This is a genomic window from Kitasatospora sp. NPDC101157 (assembly GCF_044768255.1).
GTDB lineage: Bacteria > Actinomycetota > Actinomycetes > Streptomycetales > Streptomycetaceae > Kitasatospora.
Genome location: NZ_JBIWPL010000004.1, coordinates 478,774 through 505,096, shown reverse-complemented (window position 1 = coordinate 505,096; position 26,323 = coordinate 478,774). Strand labels below are relative to the sequence as shown.

Genomic DNA, 26,323 nt, shown 5'->3' with positions numbered 1-26,323 from the left:
GGACTTGGTGGCTGCTGGACGGCCAGTTCTCCTGGCCGGTGCGGGCTGTCTCGCCGGGGCGCCGAGCCGCACACCGTGACGTGATGGCGTGGTGCGACGAACCCGGTTTCGCCGACGGCCAGCGATCGCAGCTGATGCGGCGCATCTGGCGTGAGGAAACCGGAGTTGATGACCCGCTGATCGGCCTGAGCGAGGCGGAGCTGTTCCGGCGGATCTTCGGCTGCGAGGAGGCGACGCAGGACCGCACCTGACCTGATCAGGGACAACTGAAGACGTGCCGGACCACCCCGTGACCTTGGCGGGAGAGGGGTGGTCCGGTGGGTCGGAACCCGGTGCCGATGGTATCGGGCTCCTCGGTATGTCTGTGCACGGATGGCCGGTTCGGTTGTTGATCAGGGGAGTTGAGCGACTGTTGGACGGGGACGACGACTTCGGTGCGGAGTTGGCGGCGAGCCTCGACCCTGACTCGTGGGTGTGGTTGCCGGGCGTGGACTACGCGGCCGGGTGGAGGGCCGCGCGGCGGACAGCAGACGAGTTGAACGGGCTGCTGGGTTTGTGCGGGGTAGAGCGCTCGGCGCTGCGGGCGATTGCTGACACCGACGCCCAGGGTGGGCCGGTGGTCCGGCTGGTGGGCATCGCCGAAGGGTGGATGAGCCTCGACGAGTTGCTGTGCCTGGCTGCACACGCACGCGGTAAGTCGGCCTGACTGGGGGCCGGTGTGAGCGCAAGCTTGCACTGGCCCTGAGTTCGTTGGCTTCTTCGTCCCGAAGCAACCTGGGCACTCATCCAACCTCGGGTGTTCCCTTAGCGAGGGTGAATTAACATTCAGGCATGCCGAAGGCTCTAGGCACAAATCCTAGTCTACGTCTTCTGGGTCATCGCAATATTCGCCAAAATCAATATGCGCGATCTCATCCTCGGGCCATGCATTTTCGATCTGCATTCCGAGTCCGCCAGATCCACGGCGAATCGCCCCGAAGGGCCGCCCTTTAAGGTGCTGGTGACGATCGCTGGGGAGTGGCTCAATATCCATGTATGTTTCATCCGCATCACCCGCCATTCCGTAGCCATCGACAATGACTTCGCCAATATTTACGACCCTCTTGGAGATCTCCCGCATATCTGGAATCAATCGATCCAGATATGCGGGAAGGAAGCTTTCATGGATGATGTCGTAATGCCTCACGATGCTGGTTAGTCGCGCCTTCTTCGAGGTCTCGGTGATAGGCTCCAGGCGACTGCTCCGTACCCAGGGCAGGGAGAGGAGGCGACTCTTCCCGTCATGCAGGAAACTCCCGATCATCGGCGCCTTTACGACTGCGACGCAGACGATGAAGCGCAGCAGGGTCGCGTCGTCCGAGATCTTCGGCGCACTCAAGAGGCGGACATGATCTGCAGCCTTGAGTAGCGGAAGCGTGATGGCCCGGTATGCATCCTCGCCAGTCAGCTCCAGCTTCGATCCGCCGCGCCGAACCGCTTTTGCGGCACTGATGGCGTAGAAAGTCGGAGAGTCAAGAAAATCAAGATCATAAGCCCCCAGGACATCGTGAATGCTCATCTCGTATGAGAATTCTGGCGGATACTCATCGCCCTTGCTGAAGACTCGAATGCTTTCATTCTGGATTCCAGAAATCTCAGGGAAGACGCTGCCCGCCCCCGGCGAGTCTCCGCGCAGAAAAAAGACGTACGGCAGCTCGCTCTGCTTGCATTCCATCAAGAGCGTCAGATAGGGAAGCACTTTAGGTCGATTGGCTTCGGTTTCGAATTTATACATTGGGAGGTCCGCGAAGATATCAATGGACCTAGCCTGCTGAGTCTCGGGGTCGACGAATGCCCACTCTTCCTGAATTGCTGCTTGCTGGTCATGTTCGGCCAGCTTCGTCCTCAGGGCGTCGGCCACCGAAGCCTGCAGGGGATAGCCGGACTTCTGAATTGCCTCTTGGATATCAGCGCCAGTGACGCCGGCAAAGAGTTCGGCAAACGGTTTCTTATTGCGAGGCGCATCCATGCAATCTCTCCCGCCGTAATATCAGGGTTGATCTATGGTGGCACACCATGCAGGCGGGCAGGGGGGTTTCGCGACTTGCAGAGCTAGTCTCCGAAGGGCGGTGGAGCGGTTTTGGCCGGTGTCCTGTCCGGGGTGGGGTCGAGCATGATCGGGGGGCCGTAAGCTGTTGCGACTCGGTCAGGGCTTTGGGCCTGACCGCAGTTTGGCCGAGTGGCCCCCCGGTCTTGCTCGACGCGGGTCCCTGCCCGGGGAGGTGGGTAAAACCGTGGAGCCGCCCGGCGGCAGCCGTAGCGCGGCAGCCGGCGGCCCGGTCACCGCCTTCGCGGGTGGTGGGATCTGGTTGGGCGGGCCAGGCGCCCGGCCCGGAACGGCCGCAAGGCCGCACGCCCGGCCGGGGCGGCTGGGGCCGCCCGGCGGCGCGGATGCGCCGCCGCTTGAGTAAGTGAAGAAGAGTTGCGACGGGCGTTCGCGCCGGCGGTCCGTTCAGGCGAACTGGCCCCAACTGTCGGCGTTGGGAGGTAGGTTCTTGCTCCTAGATGCGGCCACAGGGCGGGGAGATCTTCTCGATCATGTACGACGCTGAGATCGCGGCAGTGGCAACTGGTGCGGCCGGGACGCTTGTTGCGGCCATCACAACGTGGGGTGCCGGAAAGATGCAGGCCACAGTTGCGCACTTCTTCCGACGTGGTACGCCTCAGGAACAGCGAGCAGCGATGGAGGCCGTCAACGCGACTGCGACTGAGCTGTCTTCCGGTGGGGATGAAGCGCGGACGGCCGCGGCTGCGGCATGGACGGAGATTCTGACGCAGTACCTGTCGGACCACCGTGACCTGCTGGGTGAAGTTGGTGTCCTTGGGCGACCTGGGTCTCCGGTATCGAGTGTGTGGAACCAGCGCAACACGGGATCGGGCACCTTCATCGGCGGGAGCGTGTACGGCGGCCTGACGATCCAACAAGGTGGCGGTCCCGATGGCGGACGGTGAGCCAAAGGAGCAGCACAACCATGGCTCTGGCACGTTCGTTGGCGGGAACGTCCATGGTGGCCTCTTGCAGATCTTCCTACCGCCCTACGGCAAGAAGGGTTCCGATGCTGCGTCGTCAGGCGAGGGGGCTCCGCAGCCGCAGCCGCAGCCGCAATCGGATGAGAACGACTATGACGGTGTGGGCGGCACGATGCTGGCCTGCCTGATCTTCGCTCCAGGCTTGGGCTATGGCAGCCTCCACGAGGTGATGGGGTGGCCGCTGGCCCCAGGTGGGACAGTTCCCGGCGTTGGCGAGCGTATCGGTATGGGCTTCGTTTTTACCTACGTACTGATAGCCCTCATTTCGGCGTTCTTTGCCCGCCTTGCTCAGTTCTTCGAGCTCTGGTCGGAGCGGTGTGCCATCACGGCTTCTCAGACCAGAGGCCGTCTGGTGGCTACTCCTCCAGCTCTGATGGCTCAGTTCACGGCGGCAGTGTCTGCGTGGGCTGCGGCTGTTGCAGGGGTGCTGGCGTCGCTCTACGGCTGGAGCGCCTTCGGCGGGGATGTCTCTCGGCGCGCTCACGCTGCCCGCGTGAACTCAGCTGCCAACGCTACGACGGCGCGTGCTGCTGCCAGGCGGGCAGCCAACTGACCGAGATGGACAGCACCTCGTAGGCAGGTAGCTCGCAGCAGTTTCACAGGCTTGGGTCGTCACACTGCTGCGGTGCGCTTAGGCTTCCGGGCCTCGATGTTGTAGGTCAGTCCGGTGGTCTCGGCGCCGAGGCGGGTCTCTTCGAGGATGAGCGGGAGTCCTGTGGCCTGGTCGTGGGTGATGCGGTGGGCGACCAGGAGGACGGCGGCTTCGGAGAGTTGAAGGGCTTCGCGCTCGTCGGGCTGGGGGACGCGGGCGCTGACCCGCTCGCGCCAGGTGAGGTCATGCCCGGCGGCGGCGAGCACCGCGTAGGCCTCGGCCGGTGTGGCGGCTGGCTGTTGGGCGAGCTGGGTGGCCTCGATGCGCTCCATCGGGAGTAGGAGGCGGTGGAGGGCGCGGCCGTCGCCGGCGGGGTCGGTGAGGAGGCGGTCGCAGCCGATCATCAGCTCGTCCTGGTCCGTCTCCAGCAGTGGCGCGGTGATGGCGTCCGTGCGGGTGCGGTAAACGGTGGGCTCTTCGCCCTGCTGGAACCACGCGTCGATGGGGGTCTCGTAGGCGTCGGCCCGATGGGTGACGGTGCGGTCCAGGCTGGCGGTGGGGCCGTGGACGGCGGTGCGGACGAACGTGCCGCGGCCCTGCTTCACGTCCAACTGGCCCTCGCTGCGAAGGGCGGCGACAGCGAGCCTGACGGTTGGTCGGGAGACTCCGTACTTGTTGGCGAGATCGGTCTCAGTGGGCAGCTGCGTGCCGGGGGGCCACTCGCCGGTGGCGATCGACTGTCGCATCGCCGCCGCCACCTGCTTGTGCAGTGCCTCGTTCCGGATGATCGCCATGGTGTTGACCCCTTGGTGCGGGCGCCGGGGGAGAGGCCCGCCTCGCGTGTTCCGTGTCGTTTTTGAGAGTTCGTCTGTCGTCGTTTGCCCAGCTCGGGCCACGTGTCTAGGTCTGTCGTCAGTCGGTAGCCGTTAAACGTAAGCATGAATCGCTTGCGTCGGGGCGTCAAGGAAGGGCATCATCTCACCATCAAAGGTAAGTATGTTTGACGACTGACGTCATGCGGCCTTTGGTGCCAGAGGAGTGTGCGCTCATGCAGTCCATTCCCGTTGACGGAACCCGGCTGGGCACGATGACCTGCATCGTTGCCCCCGAGGCGCGGATCGCGAACCGCGAGACCGGCGAGGTGCGCAAGGACCGGGAGGGCCAGACCGTCTACACGGTCGGCGTTGCGGTCCGGCAGGACGGCCGGCGGGCCTCGATCATCGAGATCAGCGTGTCCGGCGAACCGGTCGGCGTCGTGGAGGGCGTGCGGGTGCACGTCACCGGCCTGACCGCCTTCTCGTGGGCCATGGGGGACCGGCACGGCCTGTCCTTCCGCGCCGACGCCATCACCCCCGTCCCCGCCCAGGCCTCGGCGGCCTCGCGCAAGGGTGGCGACGCCTGATGAGCAGCGCGACGCGCGTGCGGCTGCGTGGCCTGCTGCGTGAACTCGGCGACCTGGCCGAAGAGGTTGACCCGTTCGGGCGGGACGAAGACGGTGCCCCGCTGTTCGAGCACATTGCCATCGTCGCCACCAAGGCGGCCGGGCAGGCCCGTGACCTGGAGACGGAGGCCCACAACACCGCGATGGAGAACGGGGGTCGGCCGTGATGCTGGCTCAACTGCTCTGGCTGGCGTTGCTGGCGACGGTGCTCATCCTGCTCAGTACCGCCCCCGGGCTGCGGCGCAACTACCCCTACGTGTGGTGGTGCCTGCTCGGCTACCCGGTGGCCGCGGTGCGGGTCCGGGTGACGTGGCGGCGGCTGACCACGAATCTCGGCCTCGCGGTGGCCAAGCGCCCCGGGCGGGCACTGCTCGGCGACATGGTGGTCCGTGGTGATCCGCTGCGGCCCGTGCCGCCCCGCCTTGGTGTGCCGAAGCTGCGGCGCGGCGGCCTGGACGTGGCGGTGCGGCTGCACCCCGGGCAGGTGCCGGACCACTTCCTGTCCGCCGTCGAAGCGCTCACCCACGCCTGGCGGGTCCACGCGGTCCGCCTGTCCTCCGACGAACGCGGGTTCGTCACCCTGTCCGCGCTCGCCTGGGACCCGCTTCGGGCCCCCGTCGTTCCCTACCAACTGAAGCAGCGCGTGCTGCGGGCGGTGGTCGGACTGCTGGAGGACGGCCGGGTCTGGGTGATCGACTTCCGGCGCGCGCCGCACTGGCTGATCGTCGGCGCCACCCGATCCGGCAAGTCCACCCTGATCGCCTCGCTGGTAAAGGAACTCGCCCCGCAACGCGTCGCCCTGTTCGGCATCGACCTCAAGGGCGGCATGGAACTTTCCCTGTTCGAGGACCGGCTCTCGGCCCTGGCTTCCACCCGGGCGGAGGCGGCGCGGCTCCTGGCCGAACTGGTCGCCGAGACCGAAGCGCGGATGCAGCTGTGCCGTTCGGTCGGGGCCCGCTCGATTTGGGACCTCCCGGCCAAGCTCCGCAAGATGCCCATCGTCGTCATCGTGGACGAAGTGGCCGAGCTGTATCTGATGGCCACCAGGGAGGACAAGGCCGAAGTCGGCGAGATCTCCACCAACCTGCTCCGTCTCGCCCAGCTCGGCGCTGCACTCGGCATCCACCTCGTCATCGCCGGGCAGCGGGTCGGCTCAGACCTCGGCCCCGGCGTCACGGCCCTGCGCGCCCAGTTGGCCGGCCGCATCTGCCACCGGGTGAGCGACCCCGGCACGGCGGAGATGGCGCTCGGCGACCTCAACAAGGACGCCCTCGAAGCCGCCCAGCGCATCACCCTCGCCGAACAGGGCGTCGCCATCACCACCGACACCGACGGCCAGTGGACCCGAGCGCGTTCGGTCCACGTCACCCCCGAACAGGCCCGCCGCGCCGCCGAGAAGCACGCCCGCCTCGCACCCTCCTGGCCCGGCCTCCACGTGGCGGACGAGCCGACCGAAGGGGTCTACCTCTGATGGCCACCGCCGTCATCCTCTCCGCCGTCCTGGCCCTCGTCACCTACCTCCTGCTCCGCTCCGGCGAACTCAAGCTCTGGCACGTCCTCCTCGTCGGCGTCCTCGGCATCTTCCTCGACCGCATCGGCTGGGCCGACCCCGTCGTCTACGCCGTGATGTGGCTCGTCCAAGGCCTCACCCACACCACCACCTGAAAGCGCGTGATCACCGTGCCAACCCACCCAATCCCCACCGGCGGCCCCACCCCCACCCGCCGGCCCGGCTCCACCTGCCCCAACGCCACCCCCGGCCGAGCCACACACAAGGCCCGGCCGGGGCCCGGCGAACCCTGGCCCTGGAGACACCCACCATGACCCGCACCAACCCGCACAACGACCCCACCGCACGCCGCGCCCTCCTCAGCCGGGAGGCGCGGCTGCGCCAACTCCCGCTCGTTGACCGTGACTTGGTCCGCCTCGGTGAAATGCCGGACCTGAGCCGCTGGCTCGACCAGATCCGCGCCACCGGCGGCTGCGCCGAACCGGTCTACCTTGCCGGGCACACCACTACGCTCGACGCCGAGACCGGCGAAGTCCTGCGCCGCTACTCGACCGCCACCGAACCCGGCGGCCGGCTCGCGGTCCGGTGCCGCAACCGCCGGGCCACCCGCTGCCCGTCCTGCTCGCGCGAGCACAGCGGCGACACCTTCCACCTCGTCCGCTCCGGCCTCATCGGCGGTAAAGGAGTCCCCGAAACGGTCCGGACGCACCCGCGGCTGTTCGTCACCCTGACCGCCCCCTCATTCGGCCCCGTCCACCGCGCCGGCGAATGCCATCCGGCCCGGCGCCGACGCTGCGAACACGGCGGCCGACACGGCTGCGGCCGAACCCACCTGGACACGGACCCGCTCATCGGGCAACCGCTCTGCGCCGACTGCTACGACTACCCGGGTCACGTCCTGTGGAACGCCATGGCCCCGGCCCTGTGGAAGGCCTTCCGCGACAACCTCTACCACCACGTCGCCACCCGGGCGGGCGTCGGCCGGTCGCAGGTGCGCACGCTGGCCCGGGTGTCGGCAACCAAGGTCGCCGAATACCAGAAGCGCGGCGCCGTCCACTTCCACGCCGTCGTCCGCTTCGACGGCCCCAACGGGCCTGCCTCCCCGCCTCCGCTCTGGGCGACAGCGGACCTCCTCCTGGAGACCGTTCACTCCGCGGCTGCGGTTGTAGCGCTGCCGTGCCCCGACTCGGCGGCCTACAACGGCGGACGGCTCCGCTTCGGCGCTCAACTCGAAGCCCATCCGATAGCCAACGGGGACGGCAGACGACTCACCGACGACGCGGTAGCCGCCTACGTCGCCAAGTACACGAGTAAGAGCGTCGAGGCTGCCGGTGCCGTCGATCGCCGCATCGAGTCCCTGGCAGAGATACGTGCACTCCGTGTGACGCCGCATGTACGGGCGCTCATCGCTACCGCCTGGCGTCTTGGTGGCCTGCCCGAACTGGAACACCTGCGCCTGCGCACCTGGGCCCACATGCTCGGCTACCGGGGGCACTGCCTCACCAAGACGCGGGCCTACTCCACCACCCACGGTCAGCTTCGAGCCGACCGCGCCGAACACGTCCACACCATGGCCAGCGTCCAAGACCTGTATGCCGACTGGGACAGCGAGACCGTGGTCGAAGGTGCCTGGCGTTTCGTGGGAGCCGGTCACACTCCCGGCGAAGCGCTCGTCGCCGCCGGCATCGCCAAAGACATCGCCACAAATCGTGAGATCGCGCGCGAAGTGCTGGTGCGCTCCGATCGGTCTCGGGAGCCGCGGTGAGCGCGAGCTACCCGGCTGAGGGCACGCCCCGGACGACTGCGCAGGTCGTCGAGAGTGAGATCGTCATCGTGGACGACGACGGCAATGAGGAGCCGTACGACCCCGCCAAGCACTGACGACGACAGCCCCCGGCTTGATGACCGGGGGCCGTCGCATGTCAGTCGCGGGCGTCAGAGCTTGCCCGCGAAGTGGTCCTCCTTGACGATCAGGCGCTCTCGGTAGTCCTTGGGGATCTTGAGCTTCATCTTCACCTCTGGCGCGCGCTGGCCCTTGATCTTGGTGCGGGTGATCTCGCACCGGATGCCCACCCTGAGCAGGTCGGCCGACATGGCCTCGACGCCGCCGTCCTCCCAGCGCTGCCGGAACGTCTTGCCGTTGGCCACGTTCACCCATCGGTCTTCGGTGGTCTCGGGGTCGATCTCCCCGAGCTCCGCGATCAGCCTGTCCAGCGTCGCTTCGGCCTGCTCGCGGGTGAACCGGGTCTTCGTGAACCGCCCGCCGGGTTCGAGTTCCGTCATGTAGTAGGCGACGGACTGCTCCAGCTGCGCCACCTTGGCGCGGGCCTCGGCGCCTCGCGCGTACTCCCGGACCTGCACGGGCTCATCGCCGAGGACGGAGAGCACGTCGCTGACGAGCTTGGTGTAGACCCCTTCGGGGTTGGGGAAACCCGCGCCCCCGGCCTTGCACCCCTGGCACCGTAGATACGCGTACTCCCGGTCCTTGACGCGGTTGAGCTGCACCGTCATGTTCGTCGTGCAGTCGACGCAGATGAGGACGCCGAGGAACTTGGTGGCTCCGCCCGGCTTGCGCTGCGGCTGGTTCCTGCTGCGCTTGTCGAGGTCTGCCTGGAGCTCGTGGAAGTCGTCGTCCTCGAAGATCGCCGCGGCGACCCGGATGGGTTTCCCGTCCTTGTCGAGGATGAGCTTGGACCGGCGGACGCCGCCCACCTTGTCCTCTTCCACCCGGTAGCCCATCAGCGCGGGGTTGCGCAGCTGACGGAGGAGGGTGGCCGGAGTGAGGCCGTCGCTGCCGAGACCCGCGCGCTTCAGCAGCCGCACCATGCGGCGGGCGGACACGCCACGACGGGCCATCCGCCGACACCAGTGCAGGGCCTTGTGGGCATCTGCCTCGATGACGAGGACGACGTTCCCGTTCTCGTCCTCCGCCGTGGTGTAGCCGAAGGCCGGCTTGCCGACCAGCCACGCGGACTGGGTCTTCGCGTAGTCCCACAGGCTCGCGACGCGCGTGCTGGTGTTGGTGGCCTCGATCTCTGCGATGCCGCCGATCAGCGTGACCATGATCTTGCCGACGACCGTGGTGAGGTCGATCGAGTCGTGCTTGGAGATCAGGTTCTTCCCGTACTTCAGCGCCCAGTCGATCATGGTGTTCAGATCGGACAGTCGACGGATGAAGCGGTCGAGCTTCCAGAACAGGAGCACGTCGAACTCCGGCGCCCGGTTGTTCAGCCATTCACCCAGTTGCTTCCGCTTCCATGGCGGCACCTTCGTGGCCGACACGTTGAGGTCGCTGGCGACGCCGACCACGCGGCAGCCGCGGTTCAGCGCCTCGCGGCGGAGGTCGAGCTCCTGGCGGACGGGGGAGGTGGTGTCTTCCGTAAGCACGGAGAGACGGACTGAGAGCAGAGCCCGGGGCGCGTCGGCCGGGAGGGCGGCCTCGGCCTTCTTCAGCTCTTTCAGCAGCGCCAGATCCGCTGGGGTCCACTCGGCTTCGACGGTGTAGGCCTTCTGCTGCTCGGCACGCGCGGTACGGGAGCGTTTCGCCATGTCGGGGAAACCTATCCATGGTTTTAGGCCCGTATTCGTATAGCCGCAGATGGACACCCACATTCAGGTCGGTCCGACGGGCAAGAAGCTGCTGCCGCTGACGGTCGTCGGCGGCGCCGACCAGCAGAAGTAGGCGACGACGTAAGTGGCACGGTCGGCGAGCTGTGTGACTGACTTCACATCCTCTCGGATCTGAGGCCTTGAGGCCACGCGTAGAGCCCTCCCCGATTCCTTCGGGGAGGGCTCTTGCGTACGCTCCTCTGCTGCCGGCCACGGACTTCCGGTCCTCTGCGCATGTGCTCGGCATAGTCTTCCGCGAATGACAGAGATACGGTCCGCCGCGTACGGCCCGGCCTGGGCCACGCTGACCTCAGTCACCGACGTCGACCGGAGGTCGGGCCTTTCCTGGTTGTCCGGGCTCGGGTTCAACCGTGCGGCACCCGAAGATCTGCTTCTCAGACTGCTGGACTGCGGTGAGGACGCGTTCCTGCACCGTGGAGACCTGCCCGACGCTGTCGTGGACGCTGCCGCTGTCCACCCGACACGGAAAGTCCGCATCGGAATCGCGGAAACCGGTCGCCTGTCACCGGCCCAGTGGGAACAACTGATCGCTGCCTCGCCCGAGTCCGGCCTTCGCGGGCTGTTCGTGCAGCTTGACGAGGAACATCGGGAAGCTCGGCGACTGTCGCGCGGCGGCCGAGGCGTCGGACGCGCACCCCACCCCGACGCCGTGCCGCCCACCACCCCTGACGAGATCGCGTCGATGGCCTCCGGGGTTCCCGACATCGACCCGCAGAGCGTGACAACCGCTTTGTGGTGGGTCGGCGCCCTGCACACCAACGCAGCTGCCATGCGCCAACTTGCGACCTCTCCGAAGCTGCTGATCCGCCGCAGTGTCGCGAGGGCACCGCGTCTGCCCGTCGGGCCGGCATCCGTAGGTCCAGCTCCCGGCGGACCGGCGACGTGGTCCCGTCCGTGAGGACACTCGGCAAGTAGGCGAGCTGTGGTGTGAGTTAGTTCACGGCCTCGGAGGGTTCGGGGCCGGTGCGGAGCCCTTCCCGGGTGGTGTCGGGGAGGGCCCTCGTGCTGCGGGGGCCGGGGCGGGTTCGAGGTGGCGGCTGACCAGGGGCGGAGCGAGGGGGGCGGCGGGGCGCGTACCCTTGAGGTGACAGAGTCCGGGCAGTGGCGGAAACGCGCTGCGCCGGACGGGGACAACTGACTAAAGGACTGAGCGACCCTGGCACGCCGTACGCCCGACGGTCCGCCGCCCGCGCCGACGGTGCAGCGGATTCGTCTCCGCTACACCAAGCGCGGCCGGCTCCGCTTCACCAGCCACCGTGACTTCCAGCGCGCCTTCGAGCGCGCCCTGCGCCGGTCCGCCGTTCCGATGGCCTACTCGGCCGGCTTCACCCCGCACCCGAAGGTGTCCTACGCCAACGCCGCCCCCACCGGGGTGGCGAGTGAAGCGGAGTACCTGGAGATCGGCCTGGCCGCCGTGCGCGACCCCGAGCAGCTGCGGGCGCAGCTGGACGAGTCGCTGCCCGCCGGCCTGGACGTGATCGACGCGGTCGAGGTCCGGACGCCGAACTTCGTGGAGCGGCTGGAGGCCTCCGAGTGGCTGGTGCGCCTGGACGGTGTCGAGCCGGACCAGGCGGCCAAGGCGGTCCGCACGTTCCTCGCCGAAGAGAAGGTCGAGGTCGAGCGCAGGACCAAGAACGGCGTGCGGGTCTTCGACGCGCGCGGTGCGGTGGCGGCGCTGGAGGCCGTCGAGCCGCAGGTCGACGGTGGTAGGGACACGGCCGCCGGAACCGACCGCGATGTTCGGACCGGCCGTCCCTGTGCGATACTGCGCCTGGTAGTACGACACGCCACACCCGCCGTACGACCCGACGACGTATTGTCCGGTCTCCGTGCGACGGCCGACCTGGCGCCGCCGGTCCCCGCAGAGGTGACCAGGCTGGCGCAGGGGCCGCTCGACGAGGAGTCGGGCACGGTGACCGACCCGCTGGCGCTCGACCGCGCCGCGGCCCCGGCCGGCTGAGAAACGGCCGCCGGGCCGCGCGCTACCGCGTCCGCCTAGGGGGCGGAGGCCGGTTCCAGTGCCTCACTGGAACCGACGGTCCTCCAGGGTTCCCGCGGCTCCCCAGGGGAGCGAGCGTCGTCGCAGCACAGGCCGGCCTCTCGGGGCCCGCCGACCAGGACGGTCGGTGGGCCCGGGACCCCTTCCGGGAGCCACCCGGGGTTGGGGGACGGCTCAGCTTGGGAAAACCTCAGAAGACTGGTCAGACCAGAAGACTTTCGACACCCCGCGGAACGCGGGGCGCCGAGCGAGACTACGAGCCCCTGTGCGGCCTCGCGTCCGCGCGGCGGCACCGTCAGAGGGTCCGGCCCGAGCATCCTCGCGATGCCGGCCGCCCACAGGTGCCGCGCCGTGCCCGGATGTGGAGCCCGGGGGCCTGACGGGAGATCCACCCGCATGCTCGATAACACCGATCCGCAGCAGTCTGCGGCCACGGAACAGAACGGAACCGCCGGGACCGGTGGCGAGGGCGCGTCCGCCGCGCCGCCGCGCCGTCGTCGCCGGGCGGTGTCCCGCCCGGCGGGCACCCCGCAGGGTGCGGCCGCCGAGGCGGCCGAGACGGTCCTCCCGGTCGAGGCGCACGTGGCGCCCGCCGCCGAGGCCCCGGCGGCCGAAGCCGCCCCGGTGGCGGAGAAGCCGGTCCGGGCCCGCCGGACCCGCAAGCGGGCCGAGGCCCCGGCGGGTGCGCCGGAGGCCGGCGCGATCGTCGTGACCGCCCCGGAGGCCGCAGTGGCCGCCGTCGAGGAGGCCGCCCCCGCCGAGGCCGAGAAGAAGGCCGAGCCGGAGGCCGGCCGGACGGACGAGAAGGCGGAGAAGCCCGCTCGGGCCCGTCGGACCCGCAAGCGGTCCGAGGCGCCCGTCGCCGAGGTCCCCCTGGCCGAGGAGCCCGCCGTCGTCGAGGCTCCGGCGCCCGTCGCCGAGCCCGTGGCCGAGGAGGCCCCGGCCGCTCCGGCCCGCCGCACCCGCCGCCGTCGCGTGGTCGAGGCCGCGCCGGTGGTCGAGGCGCCGGTCGAGGAGCCGGTGGCCGAGGAGCCCGCCGTCGAGGAGGAGCCCGAGGAGGAGACCGTCGAGGCCGCCGCCGAGGCTCCCGCCCCGGCCCCGGCCGTCGAGGCCGAGCCGCACCACCGGGTGCGCCGCCGTGCCGTCCGCCCGGCCACCGCCGTCTTCCAGGCCCCGGTCTTCCAGGAGCCCGCCCCCTACGTCGCTGCCGCCGCGCCGCAGCAGCCCGCCGCCGCCCCGGCTCAGGTCGAGGCCCCGGCCGCCGCCGAGCAGCGCTCGGAGGAGGACGAGTACGAGTACAGCGGTGTCGGCCGCCGCCGCCGGGTCCGCACCCGGGTCGAGCCGAACCGCCGCAAGCCGGCCGCCGAGGCGCCGGTGAAGGCCGCCCCCGCCAAGGCCCCGGCCAAGGCGCCCGTGGAGGCCCCGGCCGCCGAGGCGCCCGCCGTGGAGGCCCCCGCCGCCGGTCCGGAGACCGAGGGCGAGTGGGAGGAGGACGGCCGTCCGTCCCGCCGTCGCCGTCGCGGCGGCCGCCGCCGTCGCCGTGGCGAGGCCGAGGAGTTCGAGGCCGCCGAGGCCGTCGAGGCCGAGCAGCCCGCCGTCGAGGAGCCGGTCCGGGCCGCCGCCGAGGAGGAGGACGAGGAGGACGACGACGACCTGGCCGCCGGCCTGTCCTCGTCCCGCCGTCGTCGCCGCCGTCGCCGCCGCAGCGGTGAGGCCGGCGCCGTCGAGACCGCCGAGACCACCGAGGACGGCGTCCGCACGGTGGTGAAGGTGCGCGAGCCGCGCCGTCGTTCCACCGAGCCGTCCTTCGACCCGGACGAGGTGCAGTCCATCAAGGGCTCGACCCGTCTGGAGGCGAAGAAGCAGCGCCGCCGCGAGGGCCGCGAGCTGGGCCGCCGCCGGGTGCCGATCATCACCGAGGCCGAGTTCCTGGCCCGCCGGGAGTCGGTCGAGCGCGTCATGGTGGTGCGCCAGAACGGCCAGCGCACCCAGATCGGCGTCCTTGAGGACGGCGTGCTGGTCGAGCACTACGTCAACAAGGAACAGGCCACCTCGTACGTCGGCAACGTCTACCTGGGCAAGGTCCAGAACGTGCTGCCGTCCATGGAGGCCGCGTTCGTCGACATCGGCAAGGGCCGCAACGCGGTGCTGTACGCCGGTGAGGTCAACTTCGGCGCGCTGGGCCACGGCGGCCCGCGCCGGATCGAGTCGGTGCTGAAGTCCGGCCAGTCCGTGCTGGTGCAGGTCTCCAAGGACCCGATCGGCCACAAGGGCGCCCGCCTGACCAGCCAGATCTCGCTGCCCGGCCGCTACCTGGTGTACGTGCCCGAGGGCTCGATGACCGGCATCTCGCGCAAGCTGCCCGAGAACGAGCGCGCCCGCCTGAAGCAGATCCTCAAGAAGATCGTCCCGGACGACGCGGGCGTCATCGTGCGCACCGCCGCCGAGGGCGCCTCCGAGGAGGAGCTGACCCGCGACGTCCAGCGCCTCCAGCAGCAGTGGGAGGACATCCAGAAGAAGGCCGCGACCGGCAACGCCCCGGCGCTGCTGTACGGCGAGCCGGACATGACCGTCCGGGTCGTGCGCGACATCTTCAACGAGGACTTCACCAAGGTCATCGTCTCCGGCGACGAGGCGTGGAAGACCATCCACGAGTACGTCTCCAACGTGGCCCCGGACCTCGCCGAGCGCCTCCAGCGGTGGACCTCCGAGGTGGACGTGTTCGCCACCTACCGGATCGACGAGCAGCTGATGAAGGCGCTGGACCGCAAGGTCTGGCTGCCCAGCGGCGGTTCGCTGGTGATCGACCGCACCGAGGCGATGGTCGTCATCGACGTCAACACCGGGAAGTTCGTCGGCCAGGGCGGCAACCTGGAGGAGACGGTCACCCGGAACAACATCGAGGCGGCCGAGGAGATCGTGCGCCAGCTGCGGCTGCGCGACCTCGGCGGCATCATCGTGATCGACTTCATCGACATGGTCCTGGAGTCCAACCGCGACCTGGTGCTGCGCCGCCTGCTGGAGTGCCTGGGCCGAGACCGGACCAAGCACCAGGTGGCCGAGGTCACCTCGCTGGGCCTGGTCCAGATGACCCGCAAGCGGGTCGGACAGGGCCTGCTGGAGTCCTTCTCCGAGGCCTGCGTGCACTGCAACGGCCGCGGTGTGATCGTCCACATGGAGCAGCCGAGCGCCCACGTCCACGCCCCGTCGGCCGCGGCCGTCGAGGCGGGCTCGGGTGGCGGCAAGCGCCGTCGCCGGGGCAAGGGCGGCGCGGGCCACGAGGAGCCGCAGGCCGTCGAGGCCGGGCCGGTGGCCGAGGCCGTCGTCGAGTCGGTCGTGGAGCCCGCGGAGCCGGTGCGCGAGGAGATCGAGGGCCAGCTGGCCCTGGAGGTCCCGGGCGTCGAGGCGGAGGCCGTCGAGGCCGCGCCGGCCGAGACCGCCGTGGTCGAGGCGCCGGTGGCCGAGTCCCCGGCCGCCGCTCCGGCGGGCCGTCCGCGCCGCCGCGCGGTGCGCAAGGCGACGGCTCCGGCGGGTTCGCCGAAGGCCGCCGAGATCGTGGTGCTGCAGGCGAAGGCCGATGCGGCCCTGGAGGCGGCCCTGGCGGCCGCCGCTCCGGCCGCCGAAGCCGCTGTCGAGGCTGTCGCCGAGGCCGTGGCCGAGACCGCGCCGGAGGCCGCCGAGGAGCTCGTCGTCGCGGAGGCCGTGGTCGTCGAGGCTCCGGCCGCGGAGACCACGGAGGCTGCGGAGACCGAGGCGCCCGTCGAGGCTCCGGCCGAGGCCGAGGCCCCCGCCGAGGCGCAGGCCCCCGCGGAGGAGGCGTCCGCCGAGGAGGCCCCGGCGCCCAAGAAGCGGGCCGCCCGCAAGACCGCCGCGAAGAAGACCGCCGCCAAGAAGACGACCACGGCGGCCAAGAAGACCACCGCCCGCAAGACCGCGACCAAGCGGACGAGCGCGGCGGCCAAGAAGGCCGCGACCGCCGAGGGTGATACGGCGGCCGAGTAGTGCCCACGCCCGGGGCGGGAGTGATCCCGCCCCGGGGCGTACGGGCCGGTTTGCCCCGAGGGCGGCCGGTCCGTATTCTTGACCATCGGCGTGTCTACGCCGCGCTCCCGAGCACATCACCTTCCCGAGAGTCCCGCGCCCAGCGCGGAGCGGTCGGGAAGAGGCCCCTGTGTCCGTACCCAGGTGGCTGGCGTCGGGAGTTCCGACCGAGTTGGGAAAGTAGGTACCGCATGTACGCGATCGTTCGCGCAGGCGGCCGCCAGCACAAGGTCGCCGTCGGCGACGTGCTGGAGATCGACCGTATTGAGGCCAAGCCGGGTGACTCGGTGGAGCTCTCGACCATCCTGGTCGTCGATGGTGACGCCGTCACCTCCGACCCGTGGGTCCTGGCCGGCGTGAAGGCTCACGCCGAGGTGGTCGACCAGACCAAGGGCGACAAGATCGTCATCCTGCGCTACAAGAACAAGACCGGCTACCGCCGCCGTCAGGGTCACCGTCAGAAGCACACCGCGGTGCGCATCACCAGCATCGACTCGGTCAGCAAGTAAGGGGTTAGCGAGATATGGCACACAAGAAGGGCGCAAGCTCTACCCGCAACGGCCGTGACTCGAACGCCCAGCGCCTCGGCGTGAAGCGCTTCGGCGGCCAGGTCGTCTCCGCCGGCGAGATCCTCGTCCGCCAGCGCGGCACCCACTTCCACCCGGGTGCCGGTGTCGGCCGCGGTGGCGACGACACGCTGTTCGCGCTGACCGCCGGTGCGGTGCAGTTCGGCAACCGTCGCGGCCGCAAGGTCGTCAACATCGTGGCCGTCGAGGCCTGAGTCCCAGCGGACTCGCGAGTCGCGCCAGACTCACACTGAAGGGTGGGCCGGAATGTTCCGGTCCACCCTTCGGCTTTACGCAGCAAGCAAGCAGACTCATCCGCACTGGAGGCACAACCATGACCACCTTCGTGGACCGCGTCGAACTTCATGTCGCCGCGGGTAACGGGGGCCACGGCTGCGCCTCCGTGCACCGCGAGAAGTTCAAGCCGCTCGGCGGCCCGGACGGCGGCAACGGCGGCGAGGGCGGCAGCGTCATCCTCACCGTGGACTCCCAGGTCACCACCCTGCTGGAGTACCACCACTCGCCCAAGCGCAAGGCGACCAACGGCAAGCCCGGCGCGGGCGGCAACCGCACCGGCGCGGACGGCGAGGACCTCGTCCTGCTGGTGCCGGACGGCACCGTGGTGCTGGACCGCCAGGGCAACGTGCTCGCCGACCTGGTCGGCCACGGCACCAGCTTCGTCGCCGCCCAGGGCGGCCGCGGCGGCCTCGGCAACGCCGCGCTGGCCTCGGCCCGCCGCAAGGCCCCGGGCTTCGCGCTGCTCGGCGAGCCCGGCGAGGCCCGCGACATCGTGATGGAGCTCAAGTCCGTCGCCGACGTGGCCCTGGTCGGCTACCCGAGCGCCGGCAAGTCCTCGCTGATCTCGGTGCTCTCCGCCGCCAAGCCGAAGATCGCGGACTACCCGTTCACCACCCTGATCCCCAACCTCGGCGTGGTCACCGCGGGCGACACCGTCTACACCATCGCCGACGTGCCCGGCCTGATCCCGGGCGCCAGCCAGGGCCGGGGCCTGGGCCTGGAGTTCCTGCGGCACGTCGAGCGCTGCTCGGTGCTGGTGCACGTGCTCGACTGCGCCACCCTGGAGCCGGGCCGCGACCCGCTGAGCGACCTGGAGACCATCGAGGCCGAGCTCGCCGAGTACGGCGGTCTTGAGGACCGCCCGCGCCTGGTCGCGCTCAACAAGGTGGACGTCCCGGACGGCCAGGACATCGCCGACCTCACCCGCGCCTCGCTGGAGGAGCGCGGCTACCAGGTGTTCGAGGTCTCGGCCGCCTCCCGCAAGGGCCTGCGCGAGCTGAGCTTCGCGGTGGCGAAGATCGTCGCCGAGGCGCGCGCCGCCAAGCCGGCCGAGGAGTCGACCCGGATCGTGCTGCGCCCCAAGGCCGTGGACGACGCGGGCTTCACCATCACCGAGGAGGACGGCGCGTACCACATCCGCGGCGTCAAGCCGGAGCGCTGGGTCCGCCAGACCGACTTCAACAACGACGAAGCCGTCGGCTACCTCGCCGACCGGCTGGCCCGCCTCGGTGTCGAGGAGCAGCTGTGGAAGATCGGGGCGCAGGAGGGCGACACCGTCGTCATCGGCCCCGAGGAGAACGCCGTCGTCTTCGACTGGGAGCCGACCATGGCCGCCGGTGCCGAGATGCTCGGCCGCCGCGGTGAGGACCACCGCTTCGAGAGCCCGCGCCCGGCGGTAGACCGCCGCCGCGAGAAGCAGAAGGGGCGGGACGCGGCCGAGGCCGAGTTCCTCGCCTTCGAGGCGCTCTCCAGCGGCCGGCAGTCCGCCATCGAGGGCGACGACGAGGACTACTGAGCCGGTAGCCGGTAGCCGGTAGCCGTGAAGCGGACGGCCCCGCCACCCAAGGACAGGTGGCGGGGCCGTCCGCTTCGTGCGGTGGTGACGAAACGTCACTTCGTCCAGGCGGCCTGGACCTTGGTGATGTCGCTCGCGTCGCCGAAGCCGACCATCACCGGGGTGACTCCGGCCTGGAAGCTGACGATGGAGCAGCCCTTGAACGCGACGCCCTTGGTGGCGCCGGCCCAGCTCGGGGTGTTGCACTTGGCGACCGGGGTCGACCCGACCGGGTCGGCGCCCATGCCGATGTTGCCCGAGGCGTCGTAGACCTTGAGCTTGGCGGCGGGGTCGCTGAAGGTCAGCTTGGTGTCGCTGAGGTTCGTCGTGGTCCAGCTGACGTAGAACAGCGCGCGGCCGTCCAGGCCGGCGGTGTTGGCCTTGGCGTCCTGGAAGTCCTTGATCGAGCCCGGCTGGATCCCGGTGACGGTCCACTGCAGCTTGGCGGCGGCGTTGGACGTCTTGTCGGTGAAGTCGATGCTGGCCGGCTGGCCGAACTTCACCGAGGTACCGGCCTGCGGCAGCTTGCCGCCGCCCGCGCCGCCGCCGGACGCTCCGGCCGTACCGGCACCGCCGGTCGCCGCACCGCCGGTGGCGGCACCGCCCGTACCGGCACCGCCGGTGGCCGCTCCCGACGGGGCGGCGGTCGAACCGCCGGCCGTGCCGCCGGTGGCCGCGCCGGTCTGGGCCGGAGCCGCTCCGGTGGCGCCGCCCGTGCCGGCCGGGTCCGCGTTGTCCGGACCGCAGGCGGCGAGCGAGAGGGCGGTGGCCGCCGCCAGGGCGGCAACGGTCAGCTTCGTGGTGTACGAACGCATGGTGCGCTTTTCTCCTGGGCGCGCGGCCGCGAACCGTTGCCGGCCTGCCCGTTGCGGCGCCGCCCCGTGTGACGGGAACGTCGAAGACGAGTGGGTACAGCGGGCAAGAAGCCGTCCCCCGATCTGGCTTTCGGTCAGGGACCATACCAGCCATCCGGATTGGCGGGCGGGCTGTGGCGGGCGCGTGACCGTGCCGGGTCCAGCCGGTGAAACACGGTGGGGGTGACCTGCGCGGATCGCGTAGATTTCGGACATGGCGGCCGGGCCCGGCCCCGTCGTACCCGCACCACCGGAAGGGCGTACAGCGAGATGAGCGAGGACTCACTGCGGGAGGAGGTGCTGACCGCACGGCGGATCGTGGTCAAGGTCGGCTCCTCCTCACTCACCACGGCGGCCGGCGGCCTGGACGCCGACCGGGTCGACGCCCTGGTGGACGCGCTCGCCAAGGTGCGCAGCCGCCCGGACGCCCCCGAGGTCGTCCTCGTCTCCTCCGGCGCCATCGCCGCCGGGCTCGCCCCGCTCGGCCTGGACGGGCGGCCCAAGGACCTGGCCCGTCAGCAGGCCGCCGCCAGCGTCGGCCAGGGTCTGCTGGTCGCGCGCTACACCGCCTCCTTCGCCCGGTACGGCATCCGGGTCGGGCAGGTGCTGCTCACCGCCGAGGACGCCAGCCGCCGCGCCCACTACCGCAACGCCTACCGCACGCTGGACCAGCTGCTGGCGATGGGCGCGATGCCGATCGTCAACGAGAACGACACCGTCGCCACCGCCGAAATCAAGTTCGGGGACAACGACCGGCTGGCCGCGCTGGTCGCCCACCTGGTCCGGGCCGACCTGCTGGTGCTGCTCTCCGACGTGGACGGCCTCTACGACGGCGACCCGGCCAAGCCCGGCACCAGCCGGATCGCCGAGGTGCGCGGCCCGCACGACCTGGACGGCATCGAGATCGGCAGCGCGGGCAAGGCGGGCGTCGGCACCGGCGGCATGGTCACCAAGGTCGAGGCGGCCCGGATCGCCACCGGCGCGGGCATCCCGGTGGTGCTCACCGCGGCCAGTCACGCGGCCGACGCGCTGGCCGGGCGGCCCACCGGCACGCTCTTCCTGCGCACCGGCGGCCGCTCCTCCGGCCGGATGCTCTGGCTGGCCCACGCGAGCAGCCCGCGCGGGGCCCTGCACCTGGACGCGGGCGCCGTCGAGGCGGTCGTCTCGGGCGGCGCGTCGCTGCTCCCGGCCGGGGTGACCAAGGTGGACGGGGAGTTCGCCGCGGGTGATCCGGTGGACCTTCTTGCCGAAAACGGCCACATCGTGGCTCGCGGACTGGTCAACTTTGATGCGAGGGAGTTGCCCCGCCTGCTCGGCCGGTCCACCCACGACCTGGCCCAGGAGTTCGGCGCCGCGTACGAGCGCGAGGTCGTCCACCGCGACGACCTGGTCGTTCTGCGCGGCTGACCGGCCGTCCGGTCGGCACCGGCCGGACGGCGCAGTGCGGTCGGCGGGCCGCTCCGTACCGGGAGCGGCCCGGCCGCGGGCGAGGAGGGGCGCAGCCGTACCGGTCGGCCGAGGGCCGACGGGGGCGGTGGGGACGACACGAGATCGCCGAACAGGAGGCCGCCGGTGGAACGCAGGCGCGAGGCAGCGCTGACCGGAGGGACGGCGGGCCGGCGGCTGACCAGCATCGACGGCGGACGCGGGGACGGCCCCGCCGAGCCGGCCGGTCCGCCGCCGCAGGGGCCCGGCGGGGCGCGCGGGCTGCGGCCCCGGCGCACGGAGGCGCCGGAACCGCCCGCGGTGCCGGAGCAGGCGCGGCTGTGGCACGTGGTGCTGAGCGTGGCCGGCCAGGCCACCCCGCTGTCCTCGCTACGGGCCTCGTTGGAGCGGCTGGCACACGACCACTCGTTCTTCCTGACCGCCCGCTACGCGGCCGACCACGCCGAGATCCGCTACTGGGAACAGGCCCGGGACCTGCACGACGCCGCGGCGATCGCGCTGCGGCTGTGGGGCGAGCACAAGGTGACGGCGAACCTGCCACCGTGGGAGATCGTCGGACTGGAGGTGGTCGACCGGGCGACGTACCACAAGCGGGTGGCCGAGGGCTTCGGCGGTCCGCCGCCCCGGCTGGGCGGCGTGTATCCGTACTGACCTGCCCTGTTCGGATGGCGAAACGGCGACCGGCGGTGCGGGGGCAGTCGCTACGCTTGGCGGCATGACCAGCGACCTCACCACCGCCGACAGCCCCGTCCTCGCCGTAGCGCGCCGAGCCCGGGAGGCCGCCGCCGCGCTCGCCCCGCTGCCGCGCCGGGCCAAGGACACCGCGCTGCTGGCGATCGCGGACGCGCTGGTCGCCCGCAGCGCCGAGATCGTCGCGGCCAACGCCGAGGACGTGGCCCGGGCCCGCGAGGCGGGGACGGCCGAGTCGGTGATCGACCGGCTGAGCCTGACCGACGAACGGATCGCCGCGATCGCCTCCGACGTGCGCGACGTGGCCGGCCTGGCCGACCCGGTCGGCGAAGTGGTGCGCGGCTACACCCTGCCGAACGGCCTGGACGTGCGCCAGGTACGGGTGCCGCTCGGCGTGGTCGGCATCATCTACGAGGCCCGGCCGAACGTCACGGTGGACGCCGCCGCGCTCTGCCTGAAGTCCGGCAACGCGGTGCTCCTGCGCGGATCCGCCTCCGCGTACCGCTCCAACACCGCGCTGGTCGCCGTCCTGCGGGACGCGGTCCAGGCGGCCGGGCTGCCGGCCGACGTGATCCAGCTCGTTCCGGGGGAGAGCCGGGACTCGGTGCAGGAGCTGATGCGCGCCCGTGGCTACGTCGACGTGCTGATCCCGCGCGGCGGGGCCTCGCTGATCCGCACCGTGGTCGAGGGCTCGACCGTCCCGGTGATCGAGACCGGCACCGGCAACTGCCACGTGTACGTGGACGCGCAGACCGACCTGGCGATGGCCGTCGGCATCCTGCTGAACTCCAAGGCGCAGCGGGTCAGCGTCTGCAACGCCGCCGAGACGCTGCTGGTGCACCAGGACGTCGCGGACGCCTTCCTGCCGCTCGCGCTGGCCGCCCTGGGCGAGGCCGGGGTGACGGTGCACGGCGACGAGGCGGTGCTGAAGGCCGCCGAGGGCAGCGGCGCCACCGTGGTGCCGGCCACCGACGAGGACTGGGGCGCCGAGTACCTCTCGTACGACCTGGCCGCGGCCGTGGTGCCCTCGCTGGACGCCGCGGTGGAGCACATCCGCCGCTGGTCCTCCGGCCACACCGAGGCGATCGTGACCACCTCGCAGGCCGCCGCCCGCCGCTTCACCCAGCTGGTGGACTCGACCACGGTGGCCGTCAACGCCTCCACCCGGTTCACCGACGGCGGTGAGTTCGGCTTCGGCGCGGAGATCGGCATCTCCACCCAGAAGCTGCACGCCCGCGGCCCGATGGGCCTGCCGGAGCTGACCAGCACCAAGTACATCGTGACCGGGGACGGGCACGTCCGCGGCGAGGGGACGCAGACCGTGGGCGGGGGCGCGGACGCCCGCTGACCGCGGGGCGCGTGGTCCGTCACACGTGTGACGGACCAACTGCCGGGACCCACAGACAAATCGGCCGACCGGTAATACGCTGAATCCGTGGCTGAGGAGGTGGGGGGCTTGCCGTACCCCGACGGCGCCGACCACGGTGGTGCGGACGACGAGTTCGCCACCGTGGTCTTCGATGAGGCCTTCGTCCGGTCCGCCGCCGTGCACGAGCCGACCGCCAAGGAGCGGCAGCTCGCCGCCGCCGAGGCGCGGTTCGAGCCGGACACCGCGGGACCGGGCTGGAGCTACGACGTTCCGGCCGGGGACGGGCTTCCGCTGGAGCTGCGCCCGTACCCGAGCGGACTCGACGAGGACCACCTGTACCCCGACCCGTGGTCGGGCCCGGACCGGGCGGCCGGCCACCGGGGCCGGCGCTGGGGGCGGCGCTGTGACCCGGTGCGCGCCCGCGGGCGGTACGTGGCCCAGCAGCGCTGGCACCGGCCGATGGCCTGGGTGCTGGCCGTGATCATGGGCGTCAGCCTGGTGGCGGTGGCGGTGGCGGTCGCGGCGATCTACCAGGGCGTGGGCGGCCCCTCCGGCGCGCCCCGGCGGCCGGAGTCCGGCAGCAGCAGCCCGGGGACGGACCCGCGGTCCGCACCGGCCGAGCCGTTGCCGGTGGTCACGGCGCGTGCGGGCTGAGGGGGACGGGGGCGTACGCCCGGGGCGGGTGGTCGCCGGGCGTTCCCGGCAATCTGCGCCAGGGCCCTCGTGGCGGGGCTGCGCTCCGCCTACCCTGGTGTTATGGGTGACCCGCGCGAGCCTCCTGAGGGTACGCCCGAGGGCGGTTCCGGCAATGAGGACGAGTTCCGGTCCGTCGTCTTCGACGAGTCGTTCGTCCGGGCTGCCCGGATCCAGGAGCTGTCCGCCCGGGAGCGGCTCGCGGGCTCCTTCGGCAAGGCCACCCGGTCGCGGGTGCGGCTCGGGCCGCTGGGGACGGTGCCGCGCCAGGCGCTCGCCCTGCTGCTGCTGATCCTGCTGGCCTTCGGTGCCGCGGTGTACTTCGGGGTGAACTCGCCCAGGGGTGTCCCGGAGCGCCCGGAGGGCAGTCAACTGACCGTCAGCCTGGTGGCGTTGAGTCCGGCTTCGGCCGTCCGTCCGGTGGCCGACCCGGCTAATCCCTTCGCCGCGCTGCCGTCGGGGTACGGCGAAGGGACGGCCGGGCTGAACACCCCGGCCGGGGCCGCCACCGAGCACTTCAGCAAGGTCGAGGTGACCAAGGCGCTGGACACCGTGCAGCGCTACCTGGTGGCCTCCTCGCTGTCGCCGGCCGCGCTGGTCCGGGGCGCCACCACCGACGTGCGGACCTTCGTGACACCGGGCGAGCAGGCCCAGTTCGACGCCTCCGTCAGCCAGCCGGTGGACGACCGGCACCACGCGGTGACCGGCTGGATCGTGCGCTTCGACCCGGCGCAGGCCGCGCTGGCCACCGACACCGTGAAGGTGGTCGGGGCGATGCGGGTCGACGAGGCGGACAACGGCTCGCTCCAGATCACCACCGACCACACCTTCGTCTACGCGCTGAGGCCGGCCGGTGCCCCGGCCGGGGCACCGGTGACCCTGGAGACCGTGCGGCGCGAGCTGACCTTCCAGTTCGACCGGGTGGACCTGGCCTCGGCGCAGCTGCGGCTGGTGGACTCGGTGCTGCAGGCCGGGCCGGAGCCGTGCACGGCCTCGATGGCGGGCTTCCTGCAGCCGGTGCTGGCCACCGCGCAGGGCATCGTGGTGGCGCCGCCGTCGGCGGTGGACCCGGGCAACCACGCCCGGCCGGCCTGGCAGGTGTGCGGGGTGCTGGCGGGGAGCTGAGAGGGCTGCGTCCATGCGGACGTTCGGTCACTCGGACACTCGGACACTCGGACACTCGGACACTCGGACACTTGGCCATGCGGTCACTCGGTCACTTGGTCATGCGGCTATTCGGTCATGCGGATTTCGGCCGGACGGCCGGTGCCCCCGGGCGGGGCACCGGCCGTCCCGGAGCGTCGGGCGCGGCTGCCGGGACCGGCCGCCGGCTCAGCCGTCGCCGCGCTCCGAGGAGGCGTGGTCCGTCGGGGAGCCACCGCGGCCGTTGCCGGTGAAGGTGTCGCGCAGCTTGCCGCCGACGGTCGCGGCGCCGCCCGCCACGTCGCGCAGCAGGCCCATCAGCGGGTCCTTGCTCTCCTTGACCGAGGTCGTGTAGTGCTCGGCGGCGGCCTTCCACTGCTCGCCGACCGAGGTGTCCCGGTCGTCGGTGCGGCGGGGGTAGGCGCCTGCCATGATCGAGCGGTACTCGTCGCTCTCCGCCCACTTCTTCAGCTGGGCGACCCGGACCACCGCGAACGGGTGGGTCTGCGGCAGCAGCTGGAGCAGCTTGAGCACGCCGTCGCGCAGGTCGCCGGCCTTCTCGTACTCCTCGGCCTGCTCCAGGAAGGCGTCGACGTTCATCTCGGCCAGGTTGTGCCCGCCGGCCAGCTTCATCAGGGCCCGCATGGACGCCTGGAGGTCCTGTCCGGCGAGCAGGCCGGCCCGGTCGCTGGAGAGCTCGGCCTTGCGGAACCACTCCTTGAGCGCGGTGACGACGGCCATGATCGCCAGGTTGCCGAGCGGTATCCAGGCGATCCGGGTGGCGATGTTGGTGAGGATCATCAGCATCGTCCGGTAGACGGCGTGGCCGGACATCGCGTGGCCGACCTCGTGGCCGATGACGGAGCGCAGCTCCTCCTCGTCCAGCAGCTCGACCAGGCCGCTGGTGATCACGATGATCGGGGTGTCGATGCCGATGGTGAACGCGTTGACCGCCGGGTCCTGGGTGACGTACAGGTCCGGGACCTGCTCCAGGTCGAGCACGTAGGCGGCGTCGCGGACCATGTCGTACAGCTCGGGGAACTGGCGCTCGGAGGTCTTCACCGCGGTCGCCAGGAACATCAGCCGGATCGAGCGCTCGGAGACCAGGCCGGCGAGCTTCTTCAGGATGTCGTCGAAGCCGGACAGCTTGCGCAGGGCGACCAGCGCCGAGCGGTCCGCCGGGTGCTCCCAGGCCCGGGTGGAGATCTCGGGGAAGCGCTGGCGACGCCGGCTCGGGGTCTTCGCGGTCGTGTCGGTCATGGTGTGAGTGCCTCCTGTCGACGGCGGCTCCGGCGCAGTGGCCGGCCCCCCCGCTGGTCTTCGCCTGCAACGACTCGTCTGCAACGACTGCCTGTGCAACGTCCGCGGTTGCGTACTCGTCCCCGGATTCGGCGTACGCGGCCCCGGGCGCGGCGCGGGGGCCGGTGG

General features: G+C 71.0%; 25 protein-coding genes. 20 read left to right on the top strand and 5 right to left on the bottom strand.

Features of this window, described 5'->3' with window-relative positions; genetic code table 11:
- Window positions 1–83: 83 nt before the first annotated feature.
- Together ACIRVF_RS12185 and ACIRVF_RS12180 are read left to right on the top strand one after the other, a co-directional pair.
- Entirely contained in the window at window positions 84–251 is a 168-nt protein-coding gene (locus ACIRVF_RS12185) for a hypothetical protein (RefSeq protein ID WP_402816207.1), read from the top strand.
- Between the two features lie 161 nt (window positions 252–412).
- The gene (locus ACIRVF_RS12180) at window positions 413–706 is read left to right on the top strand and encodes a hypothetical protein (protein WP_402816206.1); all 294 of its coding nucleotides are present in this window, start codon (window positions 413–415) and stop codon (window positions 704–706) included.
- Window positions 707–856: 150 nt separating this feature from the next.
- Here ACIRVF_RS12180 and ACIRVF_RS12175 read toward each other — a convergent pair whose 3' ends face one another.
- Window positions 857–2,008: a hypothetical protein gene (locus tag ACIRVF_RS12175; protein ID WP_402816205.1), complete on the bottom strand. Its 1,152-nt coding sequence runs from the start codon at window positions 2,006–2,008 to the stop codon at window positions 857–859.
- A 569-nt stretch (window positions 2,009–2,577) separates the two neighbouring features.
- On the opposite strand from ACIRVF_RS12175, the gene ACIRVF_RS12170 reads away from it, so the two are divergent.
- Together ACIRVF_RS12170 and ACIRVF_RS12165 are read left to right on the top strand one after the other, a co-directional pair.
- Complete coding sequence (locus ACIRVF_RS12170; RefSeq protein ID WP_402816204.1) at window positions 2,578–2,991, top strand: hypothetical protein; 414 nt, start codon at window positions 2,578–2,580, stop codon at window positions 2,989–2,991.
- On the top strand, window positions 2,978–3,622 hold the full coding sequence (locus ACIRVF_RS12165; protein WP_402816203.1) for a hypothetical protein: 645 nt from the start codon (window positions 2,978–2,980) through the stop codon (window positions 3,620–3,622). The genes ACIRVF_RS12170 and ACIRVF_RS12165 overlap by 14 nt, the downstream gene beginning before the upstream one ends.
- A gap of 59 nt (window positions 3,623–3,681) precedes the next feature.
- On the opposite strand, the gene ACIRVF_RS12160 is transcribed toward ACIRVF_RS12165, so the two are convergent.
- Window positions 3,682–4,455, bottom strand: coding sequence for a GntR family transcriptional regulator (locus ACIRVF_RS12160; RefSeq protein WP_402816202.1), 774 nt, complete (start codon window positions 4,453–4,455; stop codon window positions 3,682–3,684).
- 254 nt (window positions 4,456–4,709) lie between these two features.
- Between ACIRVF_RS12160 and ACIRVF_RS12155 the strand changes: the two genes are divergently transcribed.
- The 5 genes from ACIRVF_RS12155 (at window position 4,710) to ACIRVF_RS12135 (ending at window position 8,377) form a co-directional block, all read left to right on the top strand.
- The gene (locus ACIRVF_RS12155) at window positions 4,710–5,063 is read left to right on the top strand and encodes a hypothetical protein (RefSeq protein ID WP_402816201.1); all 354 of its coding nucleotides are present in this window, start codon (window positions 4,710–4,712) and stop codon (window positions 5,061–5,063) included.
- Window positions 5,063–5,269 (top strand): hypothetical protein, encoded by a 207-nt coding sequence (locus ACIRVF_RS12150; RefSeq protein WP_402816200.1) that lies wholly within the window; start codon window positions 5,063–5,065, stop codon window positions 5,267–5,269. Before ACIRVF_RS12155 ends, ACIRVF_RS12150 begins: the two co-directional genes overlap by 1 nt.
- Entirely contained in the window at window positions 5,269–6,573 is a 1,305-nt protein-coding gene (locus ACIRVF_RS12145; RefSeq protein ID WP_402816263.1) for an FtsK/SpoIIIE domain-containing protein, read from the top strand. The genes ACIRVF_RS12150 and ACIRVF_RS12145 overlap by 1 nt, the downstream gene beginning before the upstream one ends.
- Window positions 6,573–6,767, top strand: coding sequence for a hypothetical protein (locus ACIRVF_RS12140; protein WP_402816199.1), 195 nt, complete (start codon window positions 6,573–6,575; stop codon window positions 6,765–6,767). The genes ACIRVF_RS12145 and ACIRVF_RS12140 overlap by 1 nt, the downstream gene beginning before the upstream one ends.
- A 155-nt stretch (window positions 6,768–6,922) precedes the next feature.
- Entirely contained in the window at window positions 6,923–8,377 is a 1,455-nt protein-coding gene (locus ACIRVF_RS12135; protein WP_402816198.1) for a replication initiator, read from the top strand.
- A gap of 170 nt (window positions 8,378–8,547) precedes the next feature.
- Here ACIRVF_RS12135 and ACIRVF_RS12130 read toward each other — a convergent pair whose 3' ends face one another.
- Window positions 8,548–10,161 (bottom strand): recombinase family protein, encoded by a 1,614-nt coding sequence (locus ACIRVF_RS12130; RefSeq protein ID WP_402816262.1) that lies wholly within the window; start codon window positions 10,159–10,161, stop codon window positions 8,548–8,550.
- A gap of 319 nt (window positions 10,162–10,480) precedes the next feature.
- On the opposite strand from ACIRVF_RS12130, the gene ACIRVF_RS12125 reads away from it, so the two are divergent.
- The 6 genes from ACIRVF_RS12125 to obgE all read left to right on the top strand — a co-directional run bounded on the left by ACIRVF_RS12125 (window position 10,481) and on the right by obgE (window position 18,661).
- Complete coding sequence (locus ACIRVF_RS12125; protein ID WP_402816197.1) at window positions 10,481–11,140, top strand: hypothetical protein; 660 nt, start codon at window positions 10,481–10,483, stop codon at window positions 11,138–11,140.
- A 300-nt stretch (window positions 11,141–11,440) separates the two neighbouring features.
- Complete coding sequence (locus ACIRVF_RS12120) at window positions 11,441–12,202, top strand: TIGR03936 family radical SAM-associated protein (protein ID WP_402816196.1); 762 nt, start codon at window positions 11,441–11,443, stop codon at window positions 12,200–12,202.
- A 435-nt stretch (window positions 12,203–12,637) separates the two neighbouring features.
- Entirely contained in the window at window positions 12,638–16,243 is a 3,606-nt protein-coding gene (locus tag ACIRVF_RS12115; protein ID WP_402816195.1) for a ribonuclease E/G, read from the top strand.
- Between the two features lie 230 nt (window positions 16,244–16,473).
- On the top strand, window positions 16,474–16,791 hold the full coding sequence (gene rplU / locus ACIRVF_RS12110; protein ID WP_030233759.1) for a 50S ribosomal protein L21: 318 nt from the start codon (window positions 16,474–16,476) through the stop codon (window positions 16,789–16,791).
- Window positions 16,792–16,805: 14 nt separating this feature from the next.
- Window positions 16,806–17,063 (top strand): 50S ribosomal protein L27, encoded by a 258-nt coding sequence (gene rpmA / locus ACIRVF_RS12105; protein ID WP_030058248.1) that lies wholly within the window; start codon window positions 16,806–16,808, stop codon window positions 17,061–17,063.
- A gap of 119 nt (window positions 17,064–17,182) precedes the next feature.
- A complete protein-coding gene (obgE, locus tag ACIRVF_RS12100; RefSeq protein WP_402816194.1) occupies window positions 17,183–18,661 on the top strand; it encodes a GTPase ObgE in 1,479 nt (492 codons plus the stop codon).
- A 95-nt stretch (window positions 18,662–18,756) separates the two neighbouring features.
- Here the strand turns inward: obgE and ACIRVF_RS12095 are convergent, their stop codons facing one another.
- A complete protein-coding gene (locus tag ACIRVF_RS12095) occupies window positions 18,757–19,515 on the bottom strand; it encodes a hypothetical protein (protein ID WP_402816193.1) in 759 nt (252 codons plus the stop codon).
- A gap of 309 nt (window positions 19,516–19,824) precedes the next feature.
- On the opposite strand from ACIRVF_RS12095, the gene proB reads away from it, so the two are divergent.
- The 5 genes from proB to ACIRVF_RS12070 all read left to right on the top strand — a co-directional run bounded on the left by proB (window position 19,825) and on the right by ACIRVF_RS12070 (window position 24,877).
- Window positions 19,825–20,961: a glutamate 5-kinase gene (gene proB / locus ACIRVF_RS12090; protein WP_402816192.1), complete on the top strand. Its 1,137-nt coding sequence runs from the start codon at window positions 19,825–19,827 to the stop codon at window positions 20,959–20,961.
- A gap of 165 nt (window positions 20,962–21,126) precedes the next feature.
- Window positions 21,127–21,651: a hypothetical protein gene (locus ACIRVF_RS12085; RefSeq protein WP_402816191.1), complete on the top strand. Its 525-nt coding sequence runs from the start codon at window positions 21,127–21,129 to the stop codon at window positions 21,649–21,651.
- Between the two features lie 64 nt (window positions 21,652–21,715).
- Window positions 21,716–23,038 (top strand): glutamate-5-semialdehyde dehydrogenase, encoded by a 1,323-nt coding sequence (locus ACIRVF_RS12080; RefSeq protein WP_402816190.1) that lies wholly within the window; start codon window positions 21,716–21,718, stop codon window positions 23,036–23,038.
- Between the two features lie 87 nt (window positions 23,039–23,125).
- The gene (locus ACIRVF_RS12075; RefSeq protein WP_402816189.1) at window positions 23,126–23,713 is read left to right on the top strand and encodes a hypothetical protein; all 588 of its coding nucleotides are present in this window, start codon (window positions 23,126–23,128) and stop codon (window positions 23,711–23,713) included.
- 102 nt (window positions 23,714–23,815) lie between these two features.
- On the top strand, window positions 23,816–24,877 hold the full coding sequence (locus ACIRVF_RS12070; RefSeq protein ID WP_402816188.1) for a hypothetical protein: 1,062 nt from the start codon (window positions 23,816–23,818) through the stop codon (window positions 24,875–24,877).
- A 207-nt stretch (window positions 24,878–25,084) separates the two neighbouring features.
- Here ACIRVF_RS12070 and ACIRVF_RS12065 read toward each other — a convergent pair whose 3' ends face one another.
- Complete coding sequence (locus ACIRVF_RS12065; protein ID WP_402816187.1) at window positions 25,085–26,155, bottom strand: M48 family metallopeptidase; 1,071 nt, start codon at window positions 26,153–26,155, stop codon at window positions 25,085–25,087.
- Window positions 26,156–26,323: the final 168 nt, after the last annotated feature.